This window comes from Nonomuraea fuscirosea (assembly GCF_035917475.1).
Taxonomy (GTDB): Bacteria; Actinomycetota; Actinomycetes; order Streptosporangiales; family Streptosporangiaceae; genus Nonomuraea; species Nonomuraea fuscirosea.
In genome coordinates, this window is the sequence record NZ_CP109074.1 from 1,420,640 (window position 1) to 1,444,492 (window position 23,853).

A 23,853-nucleotide genomic window follows, 5' to 3' on the forward strand; every position below is an offset into this window, starting at 1 on the left:
GAAGGGCCGGCTCAACTTGCGTTCATGGTCGCTCGCTTCTACGGTTGGACCACAACATCTAGTAGTTACACCGATGTAGTTCACCACACCTTGTGTTTCTGTGACCGCTCCATGGGCACCCGTGGAGTGTGCGCGAGCGTCCCGTCATGGCGGGTGAGGGCGCGGGTGGTGGCCGCAGGTCTTGGAGGCGAAAAGCGTGCACTGTCCGTTCTGTCGCCACCCTGACACCAGGGTCATCGACAGCCGCTCCACGGACGACGGCGCGGCCATCCGGCGTAGGCGCACCTGTCCCGAATGCGGGCGCAGGTTCACCACGCAGGAGACCGTACTGCTCATGGTGAGCAAGCGCAGCGGAGTCACGGAACCGTTCTCGCGGGACAAGGTCGTCGCGGGCGTGCGGCGGGCGTGCCAGGGCAGGCCGGTCAGCGAGGATTCGCTGGCGCAGCTCGGGCAGCGGGTGGAGGAGGCCATCAGGGCCAAGGGCGCGGCCGAGATCCCCTCCAACGAGGTGGGCCTGGCCATCCTGGGCCCGCTGCGGGAGCTGGACGAGGTGGCCTACCTGCGGTTCGCATCGGTATATCGCGGTTTCGAGAGCCTGGCGGACTTCGAGGCCGAGATCTCACAGTTGAAGGCGGAGAAGGGGGAGTCATGACGGAGACGGCCAGCGGTTCAGTCGCGCGCGGGGGTAAGCGTCCGCGTAAGGGACTGAAGATGAAGAGGATCTTCACCAAGCCCGGTGTGCACCCGTATGACGAGATCCAGTGGGAGCGCCGCGACGTCGTCATGACGAACTGGCGCGACGGGTCGGTCAACTTTGAGCAGCGGGGTGTCGAGTTCCCCGAGTCCTGGTCGGTCAACGCGGCCAACATCGTGACGACCAAGTACTTCCGCGGCGCCGTGGGCACGCCGCAGCGCGAGTGGAGCCTGAAGCAGCTGATCGACCGGGTCGTCGGCGTCTACACCAGGACCGGCGTCGAGAACGGCTACTTCGCCGGTGACGAGGATGCCGAGATCTTCGACCACGAGTTGAAGTACGCGCTGGCGCACCAGGTGTTCGCGTTCAACTCGCCGGTCTGGTTCAACGTGGGCACGCAGTCGCCGCAGCAGGTCAGCGCGTGTTTCATCCTCTCCGTGGACGACCAGATGGAGTCGATCCTGGAGTGGTACAAGGAAGAGGGCGTGATCTTCAAGGGCGGCTCCGGGTCGGGGGTCAACCTGTCGCGGATCCGTTCGTCGAAGGAGTTGCTCAGCAGCGGCGGCACGGCCAGCGGGCCGGTGTCGTTCATGCGCGGCGCCGACGCCTCGGCCGGGACGATCAAGTCGGGCGGCGCCACGCGCCGGGCGGCCAAGATGGTCGTGCTCGACGTCGACCACCCCGACATCGAGGAGTTCATCGAGACCAAGGCGCGCGAGGAGGACAAGGTCCGCGCGCTGCGGGACGCCGGGTTCGACATGGACCTCGGCGGCAAGGACATCGTCAGCGTCCAGTACCAGAACGCCAACAACTCCGTCCGCGTGTCCGACGAGTTCATGCGCGCGGTGGAGCAGGGCGGCGACTTCGGCCTGCGGGCCCGCCTGACCGGCGAGGTCATCGAGAAGGTCGACGCCAAGGACCTGTTCCGCAAGATGGCCAAGGCCGCCTGGGAGTGCGCCGACCCGGGTGTCCAGTACGACGACACGATCAACGACTGGCACACCACCCCCGAGACGGGGCGGATCACGGCCAGCAACCCGTGCAGCGAGTACGTCCATCTGGACAACTCCTCCTGCAACCTGGCCAGCATCAACCTGCTGAAGTTCCTCAAGGACGACAACACCTTCAACGTCGCCGACTTCGTCAAGCTGACCGAGCTGATCATCACCGCGATGGACATCTCGATCACGTTCGCCGACTTCCCGACCGAGAAGATCGGTGAGACGTCGCGGGCGTACCGGCAGCTCGGCATCGGCTACGCGAACCTGGGCGCGCTGCTCATGGCGACCGGGCACGCGTACGACTCCGACGGCGGCCGGGCCGTCGCGGCGGCGATCACGTCCCTGATGACCGGTGTGTCCTACCGGCGCAGCGCCGAGCTGGCCGCGGTCGTGGGCCCGTACGACGGATATGCCAGGAACGCCGAGCCGCACAAGCGCGTCATGCGCAAGCACGCCGCGGCCAACGACGACCTGCGCACGGTCGGCACCATGGACGCGAAGATCCACAACGAGGCGTCGCGGCAGTGGTCGGAGTGCCTCAAGCTGGGCGAGAAGAACGGCTACCGCAACGCCCAGGCCAGCCTGCTCGCGCCCACCGGCACGATCGGCCTGATGATGGACTGCGACACCACCGGCATCGAGCCGGACCTGGCGCTGGTCAAGTTCAAGAAGCTCGTCGGCGGCGGGTCCATGCAGATCGTCAACCAGACGATCCCGCGCGCGCTCAAGCAGCTCGGCTACCAGCAGGAGCAGATCGAGGCCGTCGTCGAGTACATCGGCGAGCACAGCCACGTCGTCGACGCGCCCGGCCTGCGCAGGGAGCACTACGAGGTGTTCGACTGCGCGATGGGCGAGCGGGCCATCGCGCCCATGGGCCACGTGCGCATGATGGCGGCCACGCAGCCGTTCCTGTCCGGGGCCATCTCCAAGACGGTCAACCTGCCCGAGTCGGCCACCATCGACGACATCGAGCAGGTCTACCTGGAGGGCTGGAAGCTCGGCCTCAAGGCGCTGGCCGTCTACCGCGACAACTGCAAGGTGGGCCAGCCCCTGTCGGCCGGCGACGGCTCCAAGAAGCAGGAGGCCAAGCAGGCGCAGGAGCCCGAGGTCAAGGTCATCGAGGTCAACCGGCCGACCCGGCGGCGCATGCCCAACCAGCGGCCGAGCATGACCACCCGCTTCACGGTCGGCGGCGCCAAGGGCTACATGACCGCCTCGTCCTACCCCGACGACGGGCTCGGTGAGGTCTTCCTCAAGATGTCCAAGCAGGGCTCGACGCTCGCGGGCGTCATGGACGCCTTCTCGGTGGCGATCTCGATAGGGCTCCAGTACGGGGTGCCGCTGGAGACGTACATGAGCAAGTTCGTCAACATGCGCTTCGAGCCGGCCGGGATGACCGACGACCCGGACATCCGGATGGCCACCTCGGTGATGGACTACATCTTCCGCCGCCTGGCGCTCGACCACCTGCCCTACGACGAGCGGGCGGCGCTGGGCATCTTCTCGGCGGCCGAACGCGCCGCGCAGCAGCGCGGCGAGGACCCGGCGGCGCTGCAGGAGACGATGGACCGGGAGACCCTGGCCCAGTCGGCGCCGATCGAGGCCGCCCAGCCGAAGACGGAGGAGCAGCCGGTCAAGGAGCTGACCCTGGAGAGCCACCAGCGCTTCACGGCGGACGCGCCGCTGTGCATGACGTGCGGCACGAAGATGCGACCGGCCGGCAGCTGCTACGTCTGCGAGGGCTGCGGCTCGACCAGCGGCTGCAGCTGAGGCTGAGCGCCTTTCAGGTGTGAGTCTCTGCTGTTGAGAGCTGTCGAGAGCTGTCGAGAGCTGTCGAGAGCTGTTGAGAGCGGCGGGGCCGAGTGGATCGGCACCGCCGCTCTCGTCATGGTCAGTTCTGGACGGTCGGGCGGATGGTGATGTCGCCGATCTCGACGTCGTGGGGCTGTTCGACGGCGAAGGCGATGGCGCGGGCGACGGCCTCCGGCGCGATGCCGATCTCCCCCATGTTGCGCACGATCTGCTCGCGGACCTGAGCGTCGTCGATCGAGCCGGCGAGTTCGGTGCGGACGAAGCCCGGCGACACGGCCGTGGTGCGCAGCACACCGTCGGTCGATTCCTGCCGCAGACCCTCCAGCAGGGTACGGACGGCGTTCTTGGTCGCGGCGTAGATCGCCATCGTGGGAGTGATCGTCAGACCGGCGGTCGACACCGTGGTCACCAGATGGCCGTGGCCCTGGCGGCGGAACACCGGCAGGGCGGCGGCGATGCCGTTGAGCACGCCGCGGAGATTGACGTCGATCATGGCCGACCAGCCGTCGACGTCGAGGTCGGCCACGGGCCCGATCTTGGCGATGCCCGCGTTGCCCACCAGCACGTCGAGCCGGCCGAACTCCGCCACGGCCGCGCCGACGAGTCGTTCGAGGTCCTGCCGCCGGAGGACGTCCGTGGCACAGCCGATGGCGCGTCCGCCGCGCTCGCGGATGTCCTGGGCGAGCTCGTCGAGGCGCTGGGTCCGCCGGGCGCCGAGGACGACGGCCGCACCTCGCTCGGCGAGCAGGCGCGCGGTGGCTTCGCCGATGCCGCTGCTCGCTCCGGTGATGGCGACGACCTTGCCGTCGATGGCTGTCATGGGAATCCCTCCATTAAAGTGGACACGTGTCCGCATGCTTGGCAGCTTACCGGACACGTGTCCGCATAGAGGAACGAGCAGAGGAAACATGGACTCCACCCGCCGCCGCGCCGACGCCGCCGACAACCGCGCGCGGATCATCCAAGCCGCACGAGCGGCCATCGCGGACGCGGACGAGATCAAGCTCAACGCGATCGCCAAACAGGCGGGAGTCGGCCAGGGCACGCTCTACCGTCACTTCCCGACCCGCGAGGATCTCCTCGTCGAGGTCTACCGAGAGGACGTCGGTGAGCTCGTGGCGGCGGCTCCTGCGCTGCTCGCCGAGCATGATCCGCTCACCGCGCTGGCCCGCTGGTTCGACCGGGTGGTCGAGTACGCGCGGATCAAACGCGGGGTCTTCGCCGCGATCGAGGCCTCAGTCTGGCGCGACCTGTCCGCGCACAGCCTCGGCCCCATCGGTGACGCGCTGACCCTGCTCCTCGACGCCGGCAAGGGCGGTGGGGTCGTCCGCTCCGACGCCGACGCCCGTGACGTCATTCTGCTCCTCGGCTATCTGACCCGCCTGGAGCAGGACGAGTGGGACGCCAGAGCCCGCCACCTGCTCGACGTCATCCTCGACGGACTACGCCCTCGTGCGGACCTCGCTTAAAGGACGACTTGGCCCGGCGGCGTTGGGCCGGGTTCAGAACATCCCGTGGGGGATCTCCGCGGCGTCCGGCACGGGCTGGACGACGTCCCAGTGCTCGGCGATCAGTCCGTCCTCCAGCCGCCAGATGTCGACGACAGCGGTCCCCCGCTCGTCGCCCGGCAGGGCCATGAGGTAGTGCAGGACCACGTACGGTCCGTCGGCGATCACGCGCTTGAGCTCCAGCCTCGCGGACGCGAGCGGGGCGTGCGCGATGAAGCCGACGAACGCGTCCCGGCCGGAGGGGTTGCCTGGGCTGTGCTCGATGAAGTCCTCCCGCAGCAGGGTGCGCAGAATGTCGACATTGCCGTTGGCGAACTCGGTGAAGCCGTCGAGAACGCGCCTTCTGTTGCGTTCCGTCTCGTTGGTGTCTGTCATGTCGGCGACCGTCGCACGTCCGGGTTGCCGCCGTCGATTACCTGCCCTGTAATCGCCACGGGACTCCGGGCGGGGATAGAACCGTTCCATGTCAGCAGATCGGCCCGTCGGTGAGCTTCTCCGCGAATGGCGTCATCGACGGCAGTTGAGCCAGCTCGATCTGGCCATCCAGGCGGGGATCTCCAGCCGGCACGTCAGCTTCGTCGAGACCGGGCGGACGATTCCCAGCCGGCCCATGGTATTGCACCTGGCGGAGCACCTGCAGGTGCCGCTGCGAGAGCGCAACCGGCTCCTGGTCGCCGCCGGGCACGCGCCGGTCTTCCGGACGCGCCCGCTGGACGACCCCGATCTGACCGCGGCGCGCGAAGCCCTCCAGCAGATCCTGCGGGGGCACGAGCCGAATCCGGCCCTGGTGGTGGATCACTGCTGGAATCTGCTCCTCGCCAACTCCGCCGCGGACGTGTTCCTGGACGGTGTCGCCCCCGAACTGCTCGAACCACCGGTCAACATGATGCGCCTGGGCCTGCACCCCGACGGGTTCGCGTCCCGTCTGCTCAACCTGGAACAGGTGCGCGGATTCCTGCTGCCACGGCTGGCACGGCAGGTGCAGCGGACCGGGAATCCCCAGCTGAGCGATCTGTACGCGGAACTGGTCTCCTACGGTGCTCCGCACACGGTCGAGCCGCCGGATCCGGCTGACATCGCCCTGCCCATCCGGATCCGCCATGGCGGGGCCGAGCTGAGCTTCTTCAACACGATCACCACCTTCGGCGCCGCCTTCGACGTCACACTCGAAGAGATCGCAGTCGAGGCGTACTTCCCCGCGAACCGAGCCACCGCCCTCGCACTGCGTGCCGGCACCCGATCAACGACGCCGAATCCCGCAGCCACCGAGTATTGCTCGACGTTCCCCATCACCGCGAGAACTGGGGGCTCGTGCAGCTGATCAGCCTCAGTGATGACGATCAGCTGCGCGAATGGCTGGGCGGTTCAGGAGGGGTAGCTCAGAAGAGGGCGGAGCCGAGGGTGGCGGCTTCGAAGGTGAGGAGGTGGCGTTTGGTCGGGAGGCCGCCGCCGTAGCCGGTGAGGTCGCCGGTGGAGCCGATGACGCGGTGGCAGGGGACGATGATGCCGATCGGGTTCTTGCCGTTGGCCAGGCCCACGGCGCGGGACGCGGTCGGGCGGCCGATTCGGGTGGCGAGTTCGGCGTAGCTGATCGTCTCGCCGTACGGGATGTCCCGCAGGGCCGTCCAGACCTGGCGCTGGAACGGGGTGCCGGCGAAGACCAGGGGCAGGTCGAAGCTGGTCAGGCGGCCGTCGAAGTAGGCCCGGAGCTGGGCCGCGACCTCGGTGAACGGCTCCGGGTCCGGTACGCCGAAGGTCTCCTCGGGCGGGCGGTGGCGCTGGCGGCGCATGTAGAGGCCCGAGAGGGTGCCGTCGACCGCGACGAGGGTGAGCGGGCCGACGGGGCTGTCCACCACCGTGTGCGTCCTGTGTCCGGTCAGGGTCATCGTGCCGCCTCCTTTCGTTCCGCGAGGTGAGGGCCTGATTCTTTCCCTATCAGGCCAGCATCGCCGGTGGCAGGTCGTCGTGGCTGGCGGAAATCGGACATGATCATCGCGCCAGGCGACTCGGGCGTACATGGCGGCCGGCGCTGGGAGCCGTTCGGGTGTTGCGGGATGAGGGGGATGTCCGGGAGCGGACAGTGGGTGGATCGGGAGGAGCGTGCCGGGTCATGCTCCGGTTCATGAGGCGAATCGCGGTGTACGCCGTGCTGTCCTGAGCGCTGCTGTACGGGGTGCACCGGCTGGCGATGGTGGCGGTGGCCTGGCTGATCGGCGACGAGGACATGATCGTCGGGCTGGACTGCTGCGTCGACTACCACAGGAACGCGCCGGACCCGTGGGGCAACGTGCTGGTCGCCGTCTCCGGTGTGCTGGCCACCCAGGTCGTGGCGTGGACGGCGATCGGGCTGCTGGCGCTCCGGCGCGGAGGTGATCGGGTCCGGCTGCTCGTGACGGTGGCCGTGACCGCGTTCGCGGTGAGCCCGTTGTCGCAGCTCTTCGTGTACGTGATCTGGCACTGGACCGAACGCGACTACGTGGCCGTGATCGACTACGCCATGGATGCGACCGGGCTGCCGGAACGGGCGTTGATGGTGCTGCTGCTGGGGATGTTCGCCGGGTACGCGGTGGTGTTCTGGGTGGCGCTGCGGCAGGCGTGGGACCGGGCCAGGCCGGGTCAGGCGCTGATCAGGTCGTAGAGGACGTCCGGCTTGTTGGTGATGATGCCGTCCACCCCGTGGGAGAGCATGAGGCGCATGGCCGCGGGGTTGTCGACGGTCCAGGTGAGGACGTTCATGCCGAGGGAGTGGACGCGGCGCACGTACGCGGCCGTGAGTGTGGCGTACGGCGGGTGGATGTGGTCGGCGAACGTCGCCAGGGCGGGCAGTTGCCCGGCGGACGGCGTGCCGAGCAGCCCGATCGGCGCCTCGGGCAGCAGCCGGGCGAAGGTGCGCATCGCGTCCCAGTCGAACGACTGCACCACCAGCCGGCCCGGCTCCAGCCACCAGGGGGAACGCCGCAGTTCGTCGGCGATGCGGGCCTCGATGCCGGGGTAGAGCCCGGGTGACTTGACTTCGAGCAGCAGCCCCAGCCCGGAGCCGCTCATCGCGCGCAGGGCCTCGGCGAGGGTGGGGACGCGCTCGCCGTCGTACTCGCTGGACCGCCACGAACCGGCGTCCAGGCGGCGGATCTGGGCGAGGGTGAGGTCGCCGACGTTCCAGGGGGAGGAGCCGGGGAAGACCTGTTCGGCGTCGGTCGTCCTGGTCAGGGTCGTGTCGTGCATCAGGACCAGCTCGTGGTCCTTGGTCTCCTGGACGTCGAGCTCGAACATGTCGGCGCCCATCTCGGCGGCCAGCTCGAAGGCGGCGATGGTGTTCTCGGGGGCGTAGGCCGACGCGCCGCGGTGGGCCACGACGACGGGGGCGCCCGTGGTGGTGTCCGCCTGGGCGGGCAGGGCGGTGGCGGTGGTCAGCAGGGCGAGGCAGGTCGAGACGGTGACGGCGAGTCGCCTGAACATGGGTCTCCTCAACTGGGGAGAGACAACGACTCGACGATGACACCGTCTCGTGACGTGAAGTTGAGAGAAGAGTAGCCCTGGGATGCCGTGCGGGTGAGCATTCGACACGCGGCGCCGCCGCCGGGCCGAGGTGGAAAGCCGGTGATCAGGCGGACGACGGCGCCCGCCGCGGCCTCACCCGCCGGAAAAGCCCGACAGGCCAGGAAGGTCGGGCAGGCCGGGCTGATCGGGCAGGCCGGACAGAGCGGTGCCGTACAGGTTCGAGACTCGGAGCCTGATCACCAGCCGCCGGTCCGCCACCATCTGCCGCAGGAACGTCTGCGCGTCGGCGGGCGCGGCGAAGGACGGCCGCATGGACAGCAGTTCGAGGCCCACCTCGTCACCCGGTTCGGCGGTCACCGGCGACAGCTCCGCCAGGCCCTCCGCCACGGCGTACGACCAGAAGTCGTCGCTGGCCACGTAGAGCGCGCAACGCGGGTCCTCGTGCAACTGGCGGACTTTGAGCCGGTCGGCCATGGTGGAGATCCGCACGACGCGCTGCTCGGGGTCCCAGGTGTAGAGCACGGTGGACAGCTGCGGGTCCCCGCCGCCCTTGTTGGTGGACAGCGCGCCGAACTGCTGCTTGGCCAGCAGGCCCGTCAGCTCCCCGTCCCCCAGCGGTCGTGAGGCCGGGCCCGCGCCGGGGCCGTGGATCTCGGAGGACATGCACCACCCTCGTGCTCAGAAATCAGGAAATATCAACCTATACCGAGCTGTCGCATGAAGGTCTGGGCATCGGAGATCACCCAGTACTCGGCGAACCTGCCGTCCTCGGCCCGCAGGATGTCGTGACCGCTGAACGCGATCCTGGTCCCCTCCGCCGCCGTGGCCCCGGGCAGACCGCCCCGGTACGTCCCCGCGAAGGTCCACCGCGCCGACACCAGGTCGCCGTCCACGATCGGTCCCACGTCCAGGCTGACCTTGACGTCGGTGAACGGCGCGTGCGCCTGCTCCAGCGCCTCGACCAGCCCTTCCGGCCCGGACACCTCCATGCCGGGCCAGTGGCCGGCGAAGGACGGGGTGACCAGTTCGCGGGCCAGGCCGAAGTCGCCGTTCCAGAGTTCGAGCAGCCATCGGCGGTACAGATGTGAGGTCATGGTAGGCCGCTACCCGCTCCCCGATAGGTTACGAGTCATGAATCTTGCCATTACCAGCGGATATGTCGTACCCGTCGACGGCGACCCCATCGACGGCGGGACCGTCCTCATCCAGGACGGGAAGATCACCGCGGTCGGCCGGGACGTGGCCGTCCCCGAGGGAACCACGGTCGTCGACGCCGCGGGCGGCTGGGTGCTGCCCGGCTTCGTCGAGGCCCACGGCCACCTCGGCGTCTACGAGGAGGCCGAGGGCTGGGCCGGCCAGGACACCAACGAGATGACCGACCCCAACGGCGCCCGCCTGCGCGCGCTGGACGCCATCAACCCGGCCGACCTGGCCTTCGGCGACGCGCTCTCGGGCGGCGTGACGACCGCCGTGATCAAACCGGGCTCCGGCAACCCGATCGGCGGCCAGACGGTCGCGATCAAGTGCTGGGGCAGGTCCGTGGACGAGATGCTGCTGCGCGAGCCGGTGAGCGTCAAGAGCGCGCTCGGCGAGAACCCCAAGCGCGTGTACGGTGACCAGAAGAAGCTGCCCTCCACCCGCCAGGGCGTGGCCGCCGTGATCCGCGACGCGTTCATGAAGGCGCAGGACTACAAGGCGAAGAGGTCGGCCGCCGAGTCCGAGGGCAAGCCGTTCGACCGTGACGGCACGCTGGAGGTCCTGGTCCGCGTGCTGGACGGCGAGCTGCCGTGGTGCCAGCACACCCACCGCGCCGACGACATCGCCACCGCGCTCAGGCTGGCCGGCGAGTTCGGCTACCGCCTGGTGATCAACCACGGCACGGAGGGGCACCTGCTGGCCGACACGCTGGCCGAGCGGAACATTCCGGTGATCATCGGCCCGCTGTTCACCAGCCGGTCGAAGGTGGAGCTGCGGCAGCGCAGCCTGCGCAACCCGGGCATCCTGGCGCGTGCCGGGGTCGAGCTGGCGATCACCACCGACCATCCCGTGGTGCCCATCCACTTCCTCGTCCACCAGGCCACGCTCGCGGTCAAGGAGGGGCTCGACCGCGACGAGGCCCTGCGCTCGATCACCGTGAACCCGGCCCGGATCATGGGCCTGGACGACCGGGTCGGCGCGCTGCGGCCGGGGCTCGACGGTGACGTGGTCATCTGGTCCGGCGATCCGCTGGACGTCATGAGCCGGGCGCTGAAGGTGTTCGTCTCCGGCCGGGAGGTCTACGCCTACACCGAGGGTGAGCCCGTGGTGGCGGATCCGTACTACCGCGAATCAAGCGATCGTTAAGCGGCTGTAGATGCGCGGCACGCATAGTGGGCGGAGCCAAGGGGAAAAGAGGCACCACCATGACTGCTCCGTTGCTCGTCCAGCGTCCCAGTAAAGCCCTGCTGATCGGACTGGTCGTCTCCGGCGTCCTCGCCCTGATCGTGCTGGCCGTCATGTTGCTCGCCGGGGGTCCCGTCGGGTTCGGCCTGTCCGCGTTGCTGGCCGTGGCGCCCCTGCCGGTGCTGCTCGCGGCCGTGCTCTCGCTCGACCGGCTCGAACCCGAGCCGAAGCTCAACCTCGCCTTCGCCTTCGCGTGGGGCGCGGGGGTGGCCATCGTGGCGGGGATCGCGCTGACGCTGGCCGGCCAGCAGTTGTTCCTGCGGGCCGGCTACGCGTCGTCCGCGGTCGAGAACATCGGCACCGTCGTGCTGGCGCCGGTGATCGAGGAGGCGCTGAAGGGCTCGGCCCTGCTGCTCCTGCTCCGCCGCCGGATCGAGATCGACGGCCTGACCGACGGCATCGTCTACGCCTCCATGGCCGGCCTCGGCTTCGCGGCCGTGGAGAACGTGGGCTACTACCTGCTCGCGTTCGGGGAGGACGGCGCGAGCGGCGCGGTCCAGCTCTTCGTGCTGCGCGGGCTGATCGACCCGCTCGGCCATCCGATCTACACCTCCATGATCGGGCTCGGCGTCGCGTACGCGCTGACCCGGCGCACGGCGTTCAGGTACGCCGCGATCCCGCTCGGTTACTGCGGCGCGGTCTTCCTGCACGGGCTGTGGAACGGCGCCGCCACCACCAACTCGCTGTCCTGGCTGGGTGGCGCCTACCTGGTGATCATGGCGGCGCTGGTGCTGCTGATCGTGGTGACCGTCGTCGAACGCCGTCACCTCGTCGCCAGGATGGCCTACTACCTGCCCGCCTACCAGCAGACCGGGCTGGTCACCGACGCCGACGTCCGGATGCTGACCACGCTGCCCGCGCGCAAGGCGGCCCGCAAGTGGGCCAGGGGAGTGGGGCTCGGCCGGGCGATGGGCGACTACCAGCAGGCGGCGACCGAGCTGACCCTGCTGCACCTGCGGGCCGAGCGTCAGGGGATGGATCCGCGCAAGTTCGCGCTGGAACGCGACGCCCTCCTCGGCGCGATGGCCCAGTCCCGCCGCTGGTGAGGGCCCCGGGCCGGTACGGAGTCGAGATCCAAGGGGATCCGGCTACACGGGGGTTCCGGCCCTGGTAGCCCTTCGCTCTGGCCGGCGATCAGCATCCCGAAGCCGGGCGGACACCGGTGTCAGCCGAGGACCGTCGCCGAGCGCCCCTCGTCCACGGTGTAAGCACCCGCGGAGATCGCCCCGAGACTTGCGGGCTTGAGGTCAGCGAGACGACGCCGCCGGGCAGCACGCGCGCATTCTCGTCCACGGTCGTGAACGTCGCGGGCGTCGATCCGTCCGGGAACAGGCGCTTCCCAGCCCCGACGACGACTGGGAACTGGAGCAGCCGGTAGATCTCCTCGGTCTTCAGAAGCTGCTCAGAGTTCCCCTCAAGGATAAAGACACACGTCAGGGATCCAGGGTCGGCTTGTCAGGACTGAAACCGTAGCGCGGGAGAATCCTCTGATCTCAACTCCGTACCGGCCCTAGCCCTGGGAACGGACGAGCAGGGCGGCGAGGGCCGCTACGGCTGTGAGCGTCGCGCAGGCCGCCACCGCGATGGCCGTGCCCTGCGCCAGCCCAAAGCCCCCGACGACCGCCGCCACCCCGGCCGCCCCCAGTGAGGAGCCGACGTACCGGGCGGTGTTGTTCGCCCCCGACCCCATGGAGACCCGGTGCGCGGGCACGCTCTCGATGGCCAGATGCGTGATCGAGGAGTTGATCAGCCCCGACCCCACGCCGCTCACCACCAGCCCGGCGACGACCGGCGGCAGTGACAGTGACGCGCCGGTCGCCACCAGCCCGGTGAACCCGGCCGCGCTGAGCCCGAGCCCGAGGGCCAGCCGCGTGGCCGTGCCCAGCCGTACGTGCCTGGTCAGCAGCGACGACACGAACGACACCGCCGCCCAGACACCCAGCAGCAGCCCCGTCTCCAGCGGCGTCAGCCCGTGGGCCGCCTCCAGCACGGTCGGCAGGTAGCCGAGCAGCCCGACCACGGCCGCCCCCACGACCAGCGCGCCCCCGGTCGCCACCAGGAACTCCGGCCGCCCGAACAGCCGCAGGTCGAGCAGCGGCTCCGGCCGCCGCCGTTCCACCGCCACGAAGGCCGCGAGCAGCGCCGCGGCCAGGACGAACGCCCCCAGCACGACCGGCCGCGACCACCCCGTCCGTCCCTCGGTCACCCCCGCGACCAGCGCCGCCACGCCCAGGCTGAGCAGCACCACCCCCGGCAGGTCGAACCGGCGCGGCGCCGCCGAGCCCGACTCCTCCAGCACCCGCGCCGAGGCGAGCGCCAGCAGCAGCGCGCACAACCCCATCAGCCAGTACGTCGCCCGCCAGCTCATCACCGAGGCCCCCAGCCCCGCCACCAGCGGCCCGGCCAGCGTGCCGAGCCCGATCATGGCCCCGTACCGCCCGGTGGCCCGCACCCGTTCGGGCCCCGCCGGATAGGCGTGCCCCACGATCCCGAGGCTGGCGGCCAGCATCGCCGCGCTCGCCCCGCCCTGCACCAGCCTGGCCGCCACGAACACGGCGACGTTCGCGCTCAACGCCGCCGCCACGCTCGCGGCGGCCAGCACGCCCGTGCCCGCCAGCAGCACCCGCCTGCGCCCGTAGTCGTCGGCCAGACCGCCGGCGACCAACAGCAGCGAGGAGAGCCCGAGCGCGATCGAGCCCAGGATCCACACGGGACCCGTCGGACCGGCACCGAGCGAGCGGGAGATCTGCGGCAGCGTCACCATCGGCAGCGTGAAACAGGTCAGCACCAGCAGCGGCGCCGACGAGGCCACGGCTAGCGTGCGCGCGGGCGCCGTCGTCGGTTCGGTCATTGAACTCATGCCGCGCACGCTACCACGGTTCAATGAATGAACTAGCATGGGGTCCATGGCGCTCGGCAAGAACTACGACGGCCAGGACTGCTCACTGGCCAGTGCCCTGGAAGTGATCGGCGAGCGGTGGACGCTGCTGGTGGTCCGCGACGCCATGTACGGCGTGCGCCGCTTCGCCGACTTCCAGGCCCACCTCGACATCCCCAAGGCCGTCCTGTCCCAGCGGCTGTCGGCGCTCGTCGCGGCCGGCCTGCTCGAACGACGCCGCTACCAGGACGCGCCCCCGCGCGACGAATATGTGCTGACGCCGGTCGGCCGCGAGCTCTGGATCCCCGTGCTGTCACTGGGCCAGTGGGGCGAACGTCACCTCGCCGGGAAGGGCCCGCGCCGGCTGTTCCACCACGCGCCCTGCGACACCAGGCTCGACGCCGTGTCGTTCTGCGCCACCTGCCGCAGGAGCGTGCCGATCGAGGAGGTCGAGGTGCGTCCCGGCCCCGGGCTGTGCGACGACACGCGGCGGGACCAGGTGAGTCTCGCCCTGCGAAAACCCCATCGGCTGCTGGCTCCGATCCTGACAAGATAGGTGAAACACCCCGAATGGAGATCGCATGAGCTGGGCGGAGATCGAGTCGGAGGCCGAGTTGCGCGAGCTGCTCGGCGAGGTCATGCCGAGGGCCGCGACGAAGGATCGGCCCCGCCTGCACGAGCGCGACCGTGAGTGGCTGGCGGCCTCGCCGTTCTGCCTCATCGCCACGTCCGGCGCCGACGGCTCCTGCGACGTCTCGCCCAAGGGTGACCCGGCCGGGTTCGTGCACGTCATCGATGACACCACGATCGCGATCCCGGACCGTCCCGGCAACCGCAGGGCGGACGGATTCGTCAACGTGCTGAAGAACCCGCACGTCGGGGTGATCTTTCTGATTCCCGGCCGCAACGAGACGCTGCGCGTCAACGGCCGGGCCCGGCTCGTGCGCGAGGCGCCGTTCTTCGACGAGATGATCGTCAAGGGGCACCGGCCGCACCTGGCGCTGGTGGTCGAGATCGAGCAGATCTTCTTCCACTGCGCCAAGGCGTTCCTGCGCTCGTCCCTGTGGAAGCCGGACAGCTGGACCACCGACACGCTGCCGTCCCAGGCCAAGCTGATCAAGGAAGTGCAGAAGGTGGAAGAGAGCCTCGAAGAGCTCGAAACCTACTACGGCGAGGCGTACGGCAAGCGCCTGTACCGCTGACCCCGCCTGCTGCTTCGGCGCGTCCTCAGGCGGCCGGAGTGGGGCCGCCGGGGAAGCGGATGACGTTCCTGCCCGCGTAGGCGCGCAGATCGACCACCGGCTCGGCCGTCGCGGGATCGGCGGGTTGCCTGCGGCGATCCACTGAGCGGATGTCGCGGATCTTGTGCCTGGCGATGTGTGGCGGCACTGCCACAAGCCTCTTCATCGTGCGCCCCCGTGATGTTCTTGTTACCTATGTTATCTACAGATACCCCCGTAAGTTCGGTGTAAGGAGCACCTCAGTAGGGAAGTCTGCGGCCCGACGGCGAACGCAGATCCAGCTCGACCGTCAGCCGATGCCGCCGTCTCGCGGCCGACTTCCTGATTCTGACGCGCTTCATGTGGATTCCCCCTTCCGCACCGCGCCCTTCTCGGCGCGCCGTCCGGGCGACGGCATGGCGGGCGGTCGGCACCCGCCATGCGCGTCAACCTAACCGGGCCCGGGCGTCCACTCAATGTATTTCTGCGGACTCGGTGAGGTTCACACCGGCGGCGAGACCCGCGCGGTCACGTTGATCCGGTTCCACGTGTTGATCATCGCGATGGCCACGACCAGCACCGCGAGCTGCTCCTCGCTGTAGAACTCGGCCGCGCGGCGCCAGACGTCGTCCGGCACGAGGGCACGGTCGGCGATCCTGGTCGCCTCCTCCGTCAGCGCCAGCGCGGCGCGCTCGGCCGGGGTGAACACCGTGGCCTCCCGCCACGCCGCCACCATCCACAGCCGCTCGTCGCTCTCGCCGGCCTTCTTCATGTCCTTGCTGTGCATGTCGACGCAGTAGGCGCAGCCGTTGATCTGGCTGGCCCGCAGCTTGACCAGCCCCAGGGTGGCGGCGGGCACCTCGCTGTCGTGCAGCAGCTTCTCCACCGCGAAGAAGTGGCGGTAGATCTCGGGAACGTGCTTGGAGACGTCGAGCCTCTGACTCATGGGAACCTCCGTATTCTCGTCGATGCCAGCTAGGACAAAGCAGCGCGTCCCGTTGTGACGGCTCCGGCGAAAAAGGTTCGTCCCAAGACCCCTACCCCTGATCAGCCTCGGCAGTTGCCCCAGTTCGCGCGCCCGCCCGACGCCTCGACGCGGCCACGCGGATCGCGGGTCCAGCCGGCGTAGCGCACGCACTTCCAGGCGCCCTGGATGTGCCCGGTCTCGGCGTAGTAGCGGTACCTCTGCTGGTCCTCGCTCCGGCCGCCGCCCCTGACCTCTATGGAGGCGCCGGTGAGGGTACGGGTGCCGGTGTACCTCGTCTTGATCGCGGCGACGCAGTTCTTGCCGCTGCGCTTGCTGTACATCAGGTACACGTGCCCGAACACGGCCCCTCTGGAGGTCCGCATCGCCCGGTGGCCGTCCTTGACCCGGTGGAAGCCCTTGCCACAGACCCTTTCCGGGCTGTACGCGGCCGAGGCGGCGTACGCGGCGGAGGGGGTGGCGGCGATCCCGGCGGCGACCAGGCTGGCCGCGATGACCGTACGGAGGAGCACGAGCGTCCCTTCAAAGGGGGTAATAAGGGCAAGGACGATCTTTACTGCGACTTGACCGAAATATCAAGGGGTGCGGGTAAATGCCGCTGATCGCGGTCTGTGCGGTGTGGGGGGTGTTCTGGGGGTCGTGGTCGGCCCTGCTGCCCGCCGTCAAGCTGGAGCTGGGGATCTCGGCGGGCGAGCTGGGGCTGGCGCTCAGCGCCGTGCCGGTCGGGGCCCTGCCCGCGATGGCGCTGACCGGTCGGCTGGCCAGAGGCAGGGAACGGGTCGCCCTGATGACGGCCACGGGCCTGTTCGCGCTCGCCGTCGCCGCCATCGGCCTGGCCGGCACCGCCTGGCAGCTCGCGCTGGCGCTGCTGCTGGTCGGAGCGTTCAGCGGCGCCCTCGACATCGCGCTGAACCTGGCCACGGGCCGCACCGAGCGGGAGAGCGGCCGCCGGCTCTTCCAGCCGGTGCACGCCGCCTTCCCGGTCGCGGTCATCGCGGCGGCCCCGCTCACCGGCCTGGCCCGCTCGTACGGCCTCGGCGTCGGCACGGTGCTGGTCGTCGTCGCCCTGCTGGTGGCCGCCACCGCGCTGACCCCGCTCGCGCTGCCCCTGGGCCGCGGCCTGCCGGAACCATCCGCTACCGGGACGGAGCGGCGGAAACTGTGGGGCGCGGTCATCGTGCTGGGGGCGCTGGCCGCCTGCGTCCTGATCATCGAGAACTCGGTCGAGCAGTGGTCGGTCCTGCTCCTGGAGGAGCACCGGGGCGCCACGCCGCTGGTCGCCAGCGCCGCCCCCTCGGTCTACATGGCGGCGCTGACGGCGGGCCGGCTGATCGTCCAGGCGCTGCCCAGGACGTCGCTCAGGGTGCTCTGCCTGGTGGCCGGGCTCGGGGGCGGCACCGGGATCGCCCTGGCGGGGCTCGGCGGTGGTGTCGCGGTCTCGCTGGCCGGGTTCGCGCTGACCGGGCTGGCCCTCGGCCCGATGGTCCCCGCCCTGCTCAGCCGCGCCGCGGCCGACGACCCCAGCGGCACGATGGTGTGGGGGGTGTCCACCCTCTCCTACACGGGTTTCGTGCTCAGCCCGCTGCTCGTGGCCGGGCTGAGCGGCGTACTCGGCCTGCCCGCCGCGCTGGCCGCGCTTGGCCTCCTGGGCCTGCCGCTGGCGGCCCGCTCCGCCGTCGAGCGCCGCTGACCCGGACAGGTGGCGGAAAATGGACCTTTCTTGGGGCAAAACAACCCCGGAATCGGGTATCCCCTCGGGCGGATCGACTGTGTGAGGGGATCATCATGGCTGTCTGCGAGACCTGCGGCAACGACTATGACATGGCGTTCGAGGTGCACGCGCAGGGAGCGGTGCACACCTTCGACTGCTTCCAGTGCGCGATCGAGGCCATGGCGCCCATCTGCGAGCACTGCGGCACGAAGGTCATCGGGCACGGCGTGCAGGCGGGCGAGCACTGGTACTGCTGCGCGCACTGCGCCCGCCAGGAAGGCGACAGCGGCCTCGTCGACCGCATCATGGCCGGCACCCCGTCCTGACACCCCGCCTGCCGCCTCCCGCCCGGCGCTCAGCCGGTGAAGCCGATGTCCTCGTACTGGAGGTCGAAGAAGCCGCGGGCGCCCACGTTGGCCAGCGTCTCCCGTACGGCCACGTTCTGCGGCCGCTGGTACAGCGGGAGCACGTTGACCTCCTTCCAGATCAGCGCGTCGGCCGCGTTCGTCGCCGCGCGGGCCCTGACGGGGTCGAGGCTCTGCGCGGCCCGGCTCATGGCCTGGTCGATCTCGGCCGAGCCGGTACGGCCGAAGTTCGCGTTCCAGGACTTGCCGTCCTCCGCGTTGGCGTAGATCGCGTAGCTGCTGGACACGGGGAAGGGCGTGCCGATGTAGGCGAAGGGCGTGATGTCGAAGTTGCCGGGGATGACGTACTTGCTGAAGAAGTCGTCGCTGGGCACGGCCTTGATGGTGAGCTTGACCCCGATCTGGGCGAGCATGCTCTGCGCCAGCTCACCCTCGGCCTTGCTGATCTGCACCCCCGACGGCACCACGAAGCGCAGGTCGAGCGGCTTGCCGTGCTTCTGCCTGACGGTTCCGCTGAGCTTCCAGCCGGCCGCGTCCAGCAGCTGCTTGGCCCGCTCGGGGTTGTAGGCGCCGAGGGCTCCGGCGTTGTCCTGGTAGCCCTCCTGGGTGTTCATGAAGAAGTGGTTGTTCAGCAGCGCGATCGGCCAGTCGAGGCCCTGGAGGTCGGACTGGGCGATGGCCTGGCGGTTGATGCCGAGCTGCACGGCCTGGCGGACGTTGCGGTCCTTGAGCAGCTCACTGGCGCCGTTGAAGGTGAAGTGGCGGAAGTCGGGCCCGGCGGCCTGACGCACCTGGGCGCCCACGGTGGACTTGGCGCGGGCGTAACCGGGCGCGGACGGGCCCACGTCGATGATGTCGAGCTCGCCGTTGCCGAACGCGCCGATCAGCGAGTCCTGCTCCGACGCGCGATAGATGATCTTGTCCAGTTTGGCGCGGTTACCCCACCAGGCGTCGTCCCGTACCAGCGTGATCGTCTTGGCCGTCTGGTCGAAGCCGCCGAACTTGAACGGCCCCGCCGTGATCGGGATCTTGTTCACCCAGGCGTTGTTGAATGCCTGCGCGCTGCGGTTGGTCGCGGCCGGCAGCAGCGGCCCGAACAGCGCCTGCCAGTCACCGAACGGCTTGCCGAACGTCACCACCACCTCGAAGTCGTCCTTGCCCCGCGCCACCTTCTCGATGTCCTGGTAGCCGGTGGAGGAGGCGATGCGGAAGGCCGGATCGCGCCCGTTCAGCGCCCGCCACTGCGCCTCGTAGTCGGCCCACGTGATCGGCTTCCCGTCCGACCACTTCGCCTTCGGGTTGAGCGTGTACGTCACCACCTGCTTGGGCCGCTGGTCGCTCACCTCGGCGCTGAGCACGTAGTCGCGGTCGATCGAGATCTCGGCCTTCTCGTTGGACACGAACGGCGCGGGCAGCAGCGCGTTGCTGATCACGGCCGCCATCGCCAGGTTGCCGTCGACCTGGTTCCTGTTCCACTGCGTGGGGAACTCGTTGATGCCCCAGCGCAGCGTCCCGCCGTCCTTGACGTTCTCGCGCGGCTGCGGGTTGATGTCGAAGGCCCTGATCGTACGCTCGTCCCCAGGGCTGTCCCGGAGCCCGGAATCGCCTCCCCGGACGTTCCCGCAGCCCGCCAGCAGCAGCGAGCCCGTCACCGCGGCGGACACGACTAGACGTGATGCTTTCATCGAGCGGATTTCCTCCTGGATCGAGCGAGGTCTAGACGACTTCGCGCCTGTCTGCGTAGTGGCAGGCCGCCCCCTGGTCCGCCCCCAGCGGCCGCACCTCGGGCTCGACGCCGACGCACAGCTCGCGTTCGGCGTCGGTGAGCTCGGCACGGAACTTGGGGCATCGGGTGCGGAATCGGCAGCCCGTCGGAGGGTGGGCCGGGCTGGGCAGGTCGCCTTCGAGCAGGATCCGCGCGCGGGAGCGCTCGCGTACCGGATCGGGCAGCGGGATCGCCGACAGCAGCGCCTGCGTGTACGGATGCGCGGGGGCGCCGTAGACGGCGTCGACCTGGCCGATCTCGGCGATCCTGCCCAGGTACATGACCGCCACCCGGTCGGCGATGTGCCGGACCACGGCCAGGTCGTGCGCCACGAACAGGTAGGACAGCCCCAGCCTGGCCCTGAGCGCGTCGAGCAGGTTGATCACCCCGGCCTGGATCGACACGTCGAGCGCCGAGACCGGCTCGTCCAGCACCAGCAGCCTGGGCTCCAGCGCGAGCGCCCGCGCGATGCCGATGCGCTGCCGCTGCCCGCCGGAGAAGTCCTGCGGATAGCGGGCGGCGTGGGAGGGGTCGAGCCCGACCAGGGCGAGCAGCTCGCGCACCCGCCGCGCGGAGCCGGGCCGTCCGTGCGTGCGCAGCGGCTCGGCCAGGATGTCGTGCACGGTCATCCGCGGGTCGAGCGCCGCGAGCGGGTCCTGGAAGACGACCTGCATGTCGCGCCTGATCTCCGTGCGCTCGGAGCGGCGCAGGCGGGCGGTGTCGTGGCCGAGCACGACGACGCTGCCCCCCTGCGGCGCGGTCAGCTCCAGGATCTGCGTCAGCGTGGTCGTCTTGCCGCTGCCCGACTCGCCGACCAGCCCCAGCGTCTCGCCCTGCCGCAGGTCGAAGCTGACGCCGGCCACCGCGTGCACGGTGCCGACCCTGCGCTTGAACACCGCGCCCCTGAGCAGCGGATATTCCTTGACGAGGTTGCTGACCTCCAGCACCGTCCGCTCACCGCGCACCCGCAGGGGCGGAAGCCCGCCGGGATCCTCAGGCACGGCAGGACCGCGCGGCCGCACCTCCTCCCAGCGGATGCACGCGGCCCGATGCCCGCCGCCGACCTCCGCCAGCGGCGGCTCGGCCGCTTCGCACGGGTCGATCCGCATCGGGCAGCGTGGCGCGAACGGGCACCCGGGCGGCAGCGCGGCGGGCGAGGGCGGGTTGCCCTCGATGGGTTCGAGCGGCTGCCGCGCGCCCCGGTCGACCCGCGGGATCGAGCCGAGCAGGCCCACCGTGTACGGCATCCGTGTCCGGTAGTAGATGTCGTCCACGTCGCCCACCTCGACCGGCCGGCCGGCGTACATCACCAGCACCCGGTCCGCGAACCCGGCCACCACGCCGAGATCGTGCGTGATCATGATGATCGCCGCCCCGGTCTTGGCCTGCGCCCGCTTCAGCACCTCCAGCACCTGCGCCTGGATGGTGACGTCGAGCGCCGTGGTCGGCTCGTCACAGATGATCACGTCGGGGTCGTTGGCGATGGCCATCGCGATCACCACGCGCTGGCGCATGCCGCCGGAGAACTCGTGCGGGAAGGCCAGCGCCCGCTCGGAGGGGTGGGGGATGCCGACGAGGTCGAGCAGCTCGACGGCCTTGACCAGGGCGTTCTCCCTGCTGATCCGCTGGTGCACGCGGACGGCCTCGGCGATCTGGTCGCCCACCCGGTAGACGGGGGTGAGCGCCGAGAGCGGGTCCTGGAACACCATCGACATCGACTTGCCGCGGACGGCGTTCAGCCGCCGGTCGGGGGCACCGATCAGCTCCTGGCCGTGCAGGCGCACCGAGCCGGTGACGCGCGCCCCCGGCGGCAGCAGCCCCATCACGGCGGCCGAGGTGACCGACTTGCCGGAGCCCGACTCGCCGACGATGCCGAGGACCTCGCCGGGACGTACGGAATAGCTCACCCCGCGCACCGCGCGTACGCCGCCGAACGACACGGTCAGGTCGCTGACCTCGAGCACCGGGCCGGCCACGTCTCCTTCACCGCGGACCGGCCTCGCCGCGGCCCCGCGGGCCGGGCTCATCGCGACCCCCTCGCCGAGGTCGGGTCGAAAGCGTCCCGCAGCGCGTCGCCGACGAGGTTGACCGCGAGCACGGTGATCACCAGCAGCCCGGCCACGAACCAGAACGTCCACGGCGCGTACACGGCCGTCATCGAGCCCTCGGCGATCAGCGTCCCGAACGACACGTCGGGCGGCTGGATGCCGAACCCGAAGTACGACAGCGAGGTCTCGGTCAGGATCGCGCTGCTGACGTTGAGCGTGGCGTCCACGATCAGCAGCGACGACAGGTTGGGGATCACGTGGCGGAAGACGATCCGCACCGGCGGCACGCCCATGTAGCGGGCGGCCTGCACGAACTCCCGCTCGCGCAGCGAGATCGCCATCCCCCGCACGATCTTGGAGGTGACCATCCACAGGAACAGCGCCAGCATGATCACGAACAGCGGCCACTGCCCCGAGCCGAACAGCGGCGACAGGATCGCCAGGACCAGGAACGCCGGCAGCACCAGCAGCAGGTCCGTCACCCAGCTCAGCACCCGGTCGGTCCAGCCCAGGAAGTAGCCGGCGAACGCCCCCACGACCGCCGCCAGCGCGGTGGACACCAGCGCCGCCAGCAGCCCGACGACCAGCGACTTCTGCATGCCGCGCAGCGTCACCGCGAAGACGTCGGAGCCCGTTTGGAGCGTTCCGAACCAGTGCCGCGACGACGGCGGCCGCATGAACGCGGTGAAGTCCTTGTCGGTGTAGGTCCACGGGCTGACCAGCGGCCCCGCGAAGGCCAGCAGGAACATCAGCGCGAGCACCGCGAACCCGATCACCCCCTGCGGGGAGCGGAAGAAGCGCCCGGCCACCGTCCGAGCCCGCGACGGCGCCCTGACCGGCGCGCCGGTGGACAGGTCCTCGGCCAGCTCCTCCTCGGACAGCGTCATCAGGCCCGGACCCTCGGGTCGAGCGCGGCGTGCAGCAGGTCGGCGGCCAGCGCGGCGAGCAGCACGGCGACGGCGGCCAGCAGGGAGATGGCGGCGACGGTGTTGACGTCGTTGCCGAAGATCGAGTCGATCAGCTGCTCGCCCAGGCCGTGCCAGCCGAAGATCTTCTCCGTGAACGTCGCCCCGGTCAGCAGCGCCCCGAACGTGAACGCGAAGTAGGTGACGACCGGGATCATCGCGGTGCGCAGCGCGTGCCGGGTCAGCGCCCGGCGCCGGCTGAGCCCCTTGGCCCTGGCCGTGCGGACGAAGTCGGCCCCGAGCACGTCGAGCATCATGTTGCGCTGGTAGCGGCTGAAGACCGCGATCAGCCCCACCGACAGCGAGATCGTCGGCAGCACGAGGTGTTGCAGCCGGTCCACCACCTGGCCCCACCATCCGGTGGCCAGCCCGTCGCTGTACTCGCCGCTGACCAGCAGCAGCTGGCGGCCGAACACGTTCTGGTTGGCCCACGCCGCCAGCAGGATCAGCATGTTGGCCAGCACGACCACCGGCACGGCCAGCACCAGGAACGACAGCCCGGCCGAGAGCCGGTCGAACCAGCCGTACTGCCGCACCGCCGCCAGCGCCCCCACGAACACGCCCAGCAGGCTGCCGCAGAGCAGGCCCAGGATGACCAGCCGGAACGTCACGCCCATCCGGCGCTTGAGCTCCTCGTCGACCGGCGCGCCCGCGACCGTCTTGCCGAAGTCGCCGCGCAGCACGCCGCCGGCCCAGGTGGCGTACCGCTGCAGCAGCGGCGTCCTGTCGTTGAGGTTGAGCGCGTCGAGCTGGGCGTCGACCGCGGCGGGCGGCGGCTTCGGCGTGCGGTCGGCGTAGTTGGAGCGCGGGTCGAGAGCCGTAGCCGCCACCAGGTAGGCGAGGCTGGCCGCCAGCACGACGAGCACGGCGTAGTTGAGCAGTCTGCGGGCCAGGAACCCCGCCATCGCCCCACCTCCTGCGCGCACCCCGCACGTACGCAGCGCGGCTACACCGACCGCCA

General features: G+C 70.0%; 25 protein-coding genes. 11 read left to right on the plus strand and 14 right to left on the minus strand.

The window, feature by feature from the left end; translation table 11 throughout:
- Positions 1-196: 196 nt before the first annotated feature.
- Both nrdR and OIE67_RS06380 read left to right on the plus strand, forming a co-directional pair.
- Positions 197-652, plus strand: coding sequence for a transcriptional regulator NrdR (nrdR, locus tag OIE67_RS06375; RefSeq protein WP_090941385.1), 456 nt, complete (start codon positions 197-199; stop codon positions 650-652).
- Positions 649-3,465 (plus strand): vitamin B12-dependent ribonucleotide reductase, encoded by a 2,817-nt coding sequence (locus OIE67_RS06380; protein WP_326637560.1) that lies wholly within the window; start codon positions 649-651, stop codon positions 3,463-3,465. The genes nrdR and OIE67_RS06380 overlap by 4 nt, the downstream gene beginning before the upstream one ends.
- Positions 3,466-3,586: 121 nt before the next feature.
- On the opposite strand, the gene OIE67_RS06385 is transcribed toward OIE67_RS06380, so the two are convergent.
- Positions 3,587-4,327, minus strand: a complete 741-nt coding sequence (locus tag OIE67_RS06385) for an SDR family oxidoreductase (protein WP_326637563.1) — start codon at positions 4,325-4,327, stop codon at positions 3,587-3,589.
- A gap of 88 nt (positions 4,328-4,415) precedes the next feature.
- Between OIE67_RS06385 and OIE67_RS06390 the strand changes: the two genes are divergently transcribed.
- Positions 4,416-4,976: a TetR/AcrR family transcriptional regulator gene (locus OIE67_RS06390; RefSeq protein ID WP_326637565.1), complete on the plus strand. Its 561-nt coding sequence runs from the start codon at positions 4,416-4,418 to the stop codon at positions 4,974-4,976.
- 33 nt (positions 4,977-5,009) lie between these two features.
- Here OIE67_RS06390 and OIE67_RS06395 read toward each other — a convergent pair whose 3' ends face one another.
- Positions 5,010-5,390 carry a nuclear transport factor 2 family protein gene (locus OIE67_RS06395; RefSeq protein ID WP_326637567.1) on the minus strand — a complete coding sequence of 127 codons (381 nt, stop codon included), beginning with the start codon at positions 5,388-5,390 and terminating at the stop codon, positions 5,010-5,012.
- 88 nt (positions 5,391-5,478) lie between these two features.
- On the opposite strand from OIE67_RS06395, the gene OIE67_RS06400 reads away from it, so the two are divergent.
- Positions 5,479-6,336 (plus strand): helix-turn-helix domain-containing protein, encoded by an 858-nt coding sequence (locus OIE67_RS06400; protein ID WP_326637568.1) that lies wholly within the window; start codon positions 5,479-5,481, stop codon positions 6,334-6,336.
- 58 nt (positions 6,337-6,394) lie between these two features.
- Here OIE67_RS06400 and OIE67_RS06405 read toward each other — a convergent pair whose 3' ends face one another.
- On the minus strand, positions 6,395-6,901 hold the full coding sequence (locus OIE67_RS06405; protein ID WP_106250296.1) for a methylated-DNA--[protein]-cysteine S-methyltransferase: 507 nt from the start codon (positions 6,899-6,901) through the stop codon (positions 6,395-6,397).
- A 287-nt stretch (positions 6,902-7,188) separates the two neighbouring features.
- Between OIE67_RS06405 and OIE67_RS06410 the strand changes: the two genes are divergently transcribed.
- The gene (locus tag OIE67_RS06410) at positions 7,189-7,653 is read left to right on the plus strand and encodes a hypothetical protein (RefSeq protein WP_326637571.1); all 465 of its coding nucleotides are present in this window, start codon (positions 7,189-7,191) and stop codon (positions 7,651-7,653) included.
- Here OIE67_RS06410 and OIE67_RS06415 read toward each other — a convergent pair.
- The 3 genes from OIE67_RS06415 to OIE67_RS06425 all read right to left on the minus strand — a co-directional run bounded on the left by OIE67_RS06415 (position 7,632) and on the right by OIE67_RS06425 (position 9,607).
- Complete coding sequence (locus OIE67_RS06415) at positions 7,632-8,471, minus strand: glycerophosphodiester phosphodiesterase (protein WP_326637573.1); 840 nt, start codon at positions 8,469-8,471, stop codon at positions 7,632-7,634. The two genes, OIE67_RS06410 and OIE67_RS06415, sit on opposite strands and share 22 nt — an antisense overlap.
- Positions 8,472-8,645: 174 nt before the next feature.
- Positions 8,646-9,176 (minus strand): PPOX class F420-dependent oxidoreductase, encoded by a 531-nt coding sequence (locus tag OIE67_RS06420; protein ID WP_326637575.1) that lies wholly within the window; start codon positions 9,174-9,176, stop codon positions 8,646-8,648.
- 32 nt (positions 9,177-9,208) lie between these two features.
- A complete protein-coding gene (locus OIE67_RS06425; RefSeq protein WP_326637578.1) occupies positions 9,209-9,607 on the minus strand; it encodes an ester cyclase in 399 nt (132 codons plus the stop codon).
- A 37-nt stretch (positions 9,608-9,644) separates the two neighbouring features.
- Here OIE67_RS06425 and OIE67_RS06430 point away from each other — a divergent pair, with 37 nt between their 5' ends.
- Positions 9,645-10,856, plus strand: coding sequence for an amidohydrolase (locus tag OIE67_RS06430; protein ID WP_326637580.1), 1,212 nt, complete (start codon positions 9,645-9,647; stop codon positions 10,854-10,856).
- Between the two features lie 59 nt (positions 10,857-10,915).
- Positions 10,916-12,001 (plus strand): PrsW family intramembrane metalloprotease, encoded by a 1,086-nt coding sequence (locus tag OIE67_RS06435; RefSeq protein WP_326637582.1) that lies wholly within the window; start codon positions 10,916-10,918, stop codon positions 11,999-12,001.
- Between the two features lie 464 nt (positions 12,002-12,465).
- On the opposite strand, the gene OIE67_RS06440 is transcribed toward OIE67_RS06435, so the two are convergent.
- Complete coding sequence (locus OIE67_RS06440; protein ID WP_326637584.1) at positions 12,466-13,815, minus strand: MFS transporter; 1,350 nt, start codon at positions 13,813-13,815, stop codon at positions 12,466-12,468.
- Positions 13,816-13,861: 46 nt separating this feature from the next.
- Between OIE67_RS06440 and OIE67_RS06445 the strand changes: the two genes are divergently transcribed.
- Together OIE67_RS06445 and OIE67_RS06450 are read left to right on the plus strand one after the other, a co-directional pair.
- Positions 13,862-14,389 (plus strand): winged helix-turn-helix transcriptional regulator, encoded by a 528-nt coding sequence (locus OIE67_RS06445; RefSeq protein ID WP_326637586.1) that lies wholly within the window; start codon positions 13,862-13,864, stop codon positions 14,387-14,389.
- Between the two features lie 25 nt (positions 14,390-14,414).
- Positions 14,415-15,035: a pyridoxamine 5'-phosphate oxidase family protein gene (locus OIE67_RS06450; RefSeq protein ID WP_326637588.1), complete on the plus strand. Its 621-nt coding sequence runs from the start codon at positions 14,415-14,417 to the stop codon at positions 15,033-15,035.
- A gap of 25 nt (positions 15,036-15,060) precedes the next feature.
- On the opposite strand, the gene OIE67_RS06455 is transcribed toward OIE67_RS06450, so the two are convergent.
- From OIE67_RS06455 to OIE67_RS06465, 3 genes are all read right to left on the minus strand, one after another.
- Positions 15,061-15,222 carry a hypothetical protein gene (locus tag OIE67_RS06455; RefSeq protein WP_326637590.1) on the minus strand — a complete coding sequence of 54 codons (162 nt, stop codon included), beginning with the start codon at positions 15,220-15,222 and terminating at the stop codon, positions 15,061-15,063.
- A gap of 333 nt (positions 15,223-15,555) precedes the next feature.
- A complete protein-coding gene (locus OIE67_RS06460) occupies positions 15,556-15,999 on the minus strand; it encodes a carboxymuconolactone decarboxylase family protein (RefSeq protein ID WP_326637592.1) in 444 nt (147 codons plus the stop codon).
- Positions 16,000-16,100: 101 nt separating this feature from the next.
- Positions 16,101-16,550 (minus strand): hypothetical protein, encoded by a 450-nt coding sequence (locus tag OIE67_RS06465; RefSeq protein ID WP_106250280.1) that lies wholly within the window; start codon positions 16,548-16,550, stop codon positions 16,101-16,103.
- A gap of 80 nt (positions 16,551-16,630) precedes the next feature.
- Between OIE67_RS06465 and OIE67_RS06470 the strand changes: the two genes are divergently transcribed.
- Positions 16,631-17,728 (plus strand): MFS transporter, encoded by a 1,098-nt coding sequence (locus OIE67_RS06470; RefSeq protein WP_326637595.1) that lies wholly within the window; start codon positions 16,631-16,633, stop codon positions 17,726-17,728.
- A gap of 95 nt (positions 17,729-17,823) precedes the next feature.
- Complete coding sequence (locus OIE67_RS06475; protein ID WP_106250277.1) at positions 17,824-18,075, plus strand: hypothetical protein; 252 nt, start codon at positions 17,824-17,826, stop codon at positions 18,073-18,075.
- Positions 18,076-18,104: 29 nt separating this feature from the next.
- Here OIE67_RS06475 and OIE67_RS06480 read toward each other — a convergent pair whose 3' ends face one another.
- The 4 genes from OIE67_RS06480 to OIE67_RS06495 are packed head-to-tail and all read right to left on the minus strand — an operon-like array spanning position 18,105 to position 23,797.
- A complete protein-coding gene (locus OIE67_RS06480) occupies positions 18,105-19,799 on the minus strand; it encodes an ABC transporter family substrate-binding protein (protein ID WP_326637597.1) in 1,695 nt (564 codons plus the stop codon).
- Positions 19,800-19,830: 31 nt separating this feature from the next.
- Positions 19,831-21,906 (minus strand): ABC transporter ATP-binding protein, encoded by a 2,076-nt coding sequence (locus OIE67_RS06485; protein ID WP_326637600.1) that lies wholly within the window; start codon positions 21,904-21,906, stop codon positions 19,831-19,833.
- The gene (locus OIE67_RS06490; RefSeq protein ID WP_326637602.1) at positions 21,903-22,814 is read right to left on the minus strand and encodes an ABC transporter permease; all 912 of its coding nucleotides are present in this window, start codon (positions 22,812-22,814) and stop codon (positions 21,903-21,905) included. Before OIE67_RS06490 ends, OIE67_RS06485 begins: the two co-directional genes overlap by 4 nt.
- Positions 22,814-23,797, minus strand: coding sequence for an ABC transporter permease (locus tag OIE67_RS06495; protein WP_106250272.1), 984 nt, complete (start codon positions 23,795-23,797; stop codon positions 22,814-22,816). The genes OIE67_RS06490 and OIE67_RS06495 overlap by 1 nt, the downstream gene beginning before the upstream one ends.
- Between the last annotated feature and the right edge of the window lie 56 nt (positions 23,798-23,853).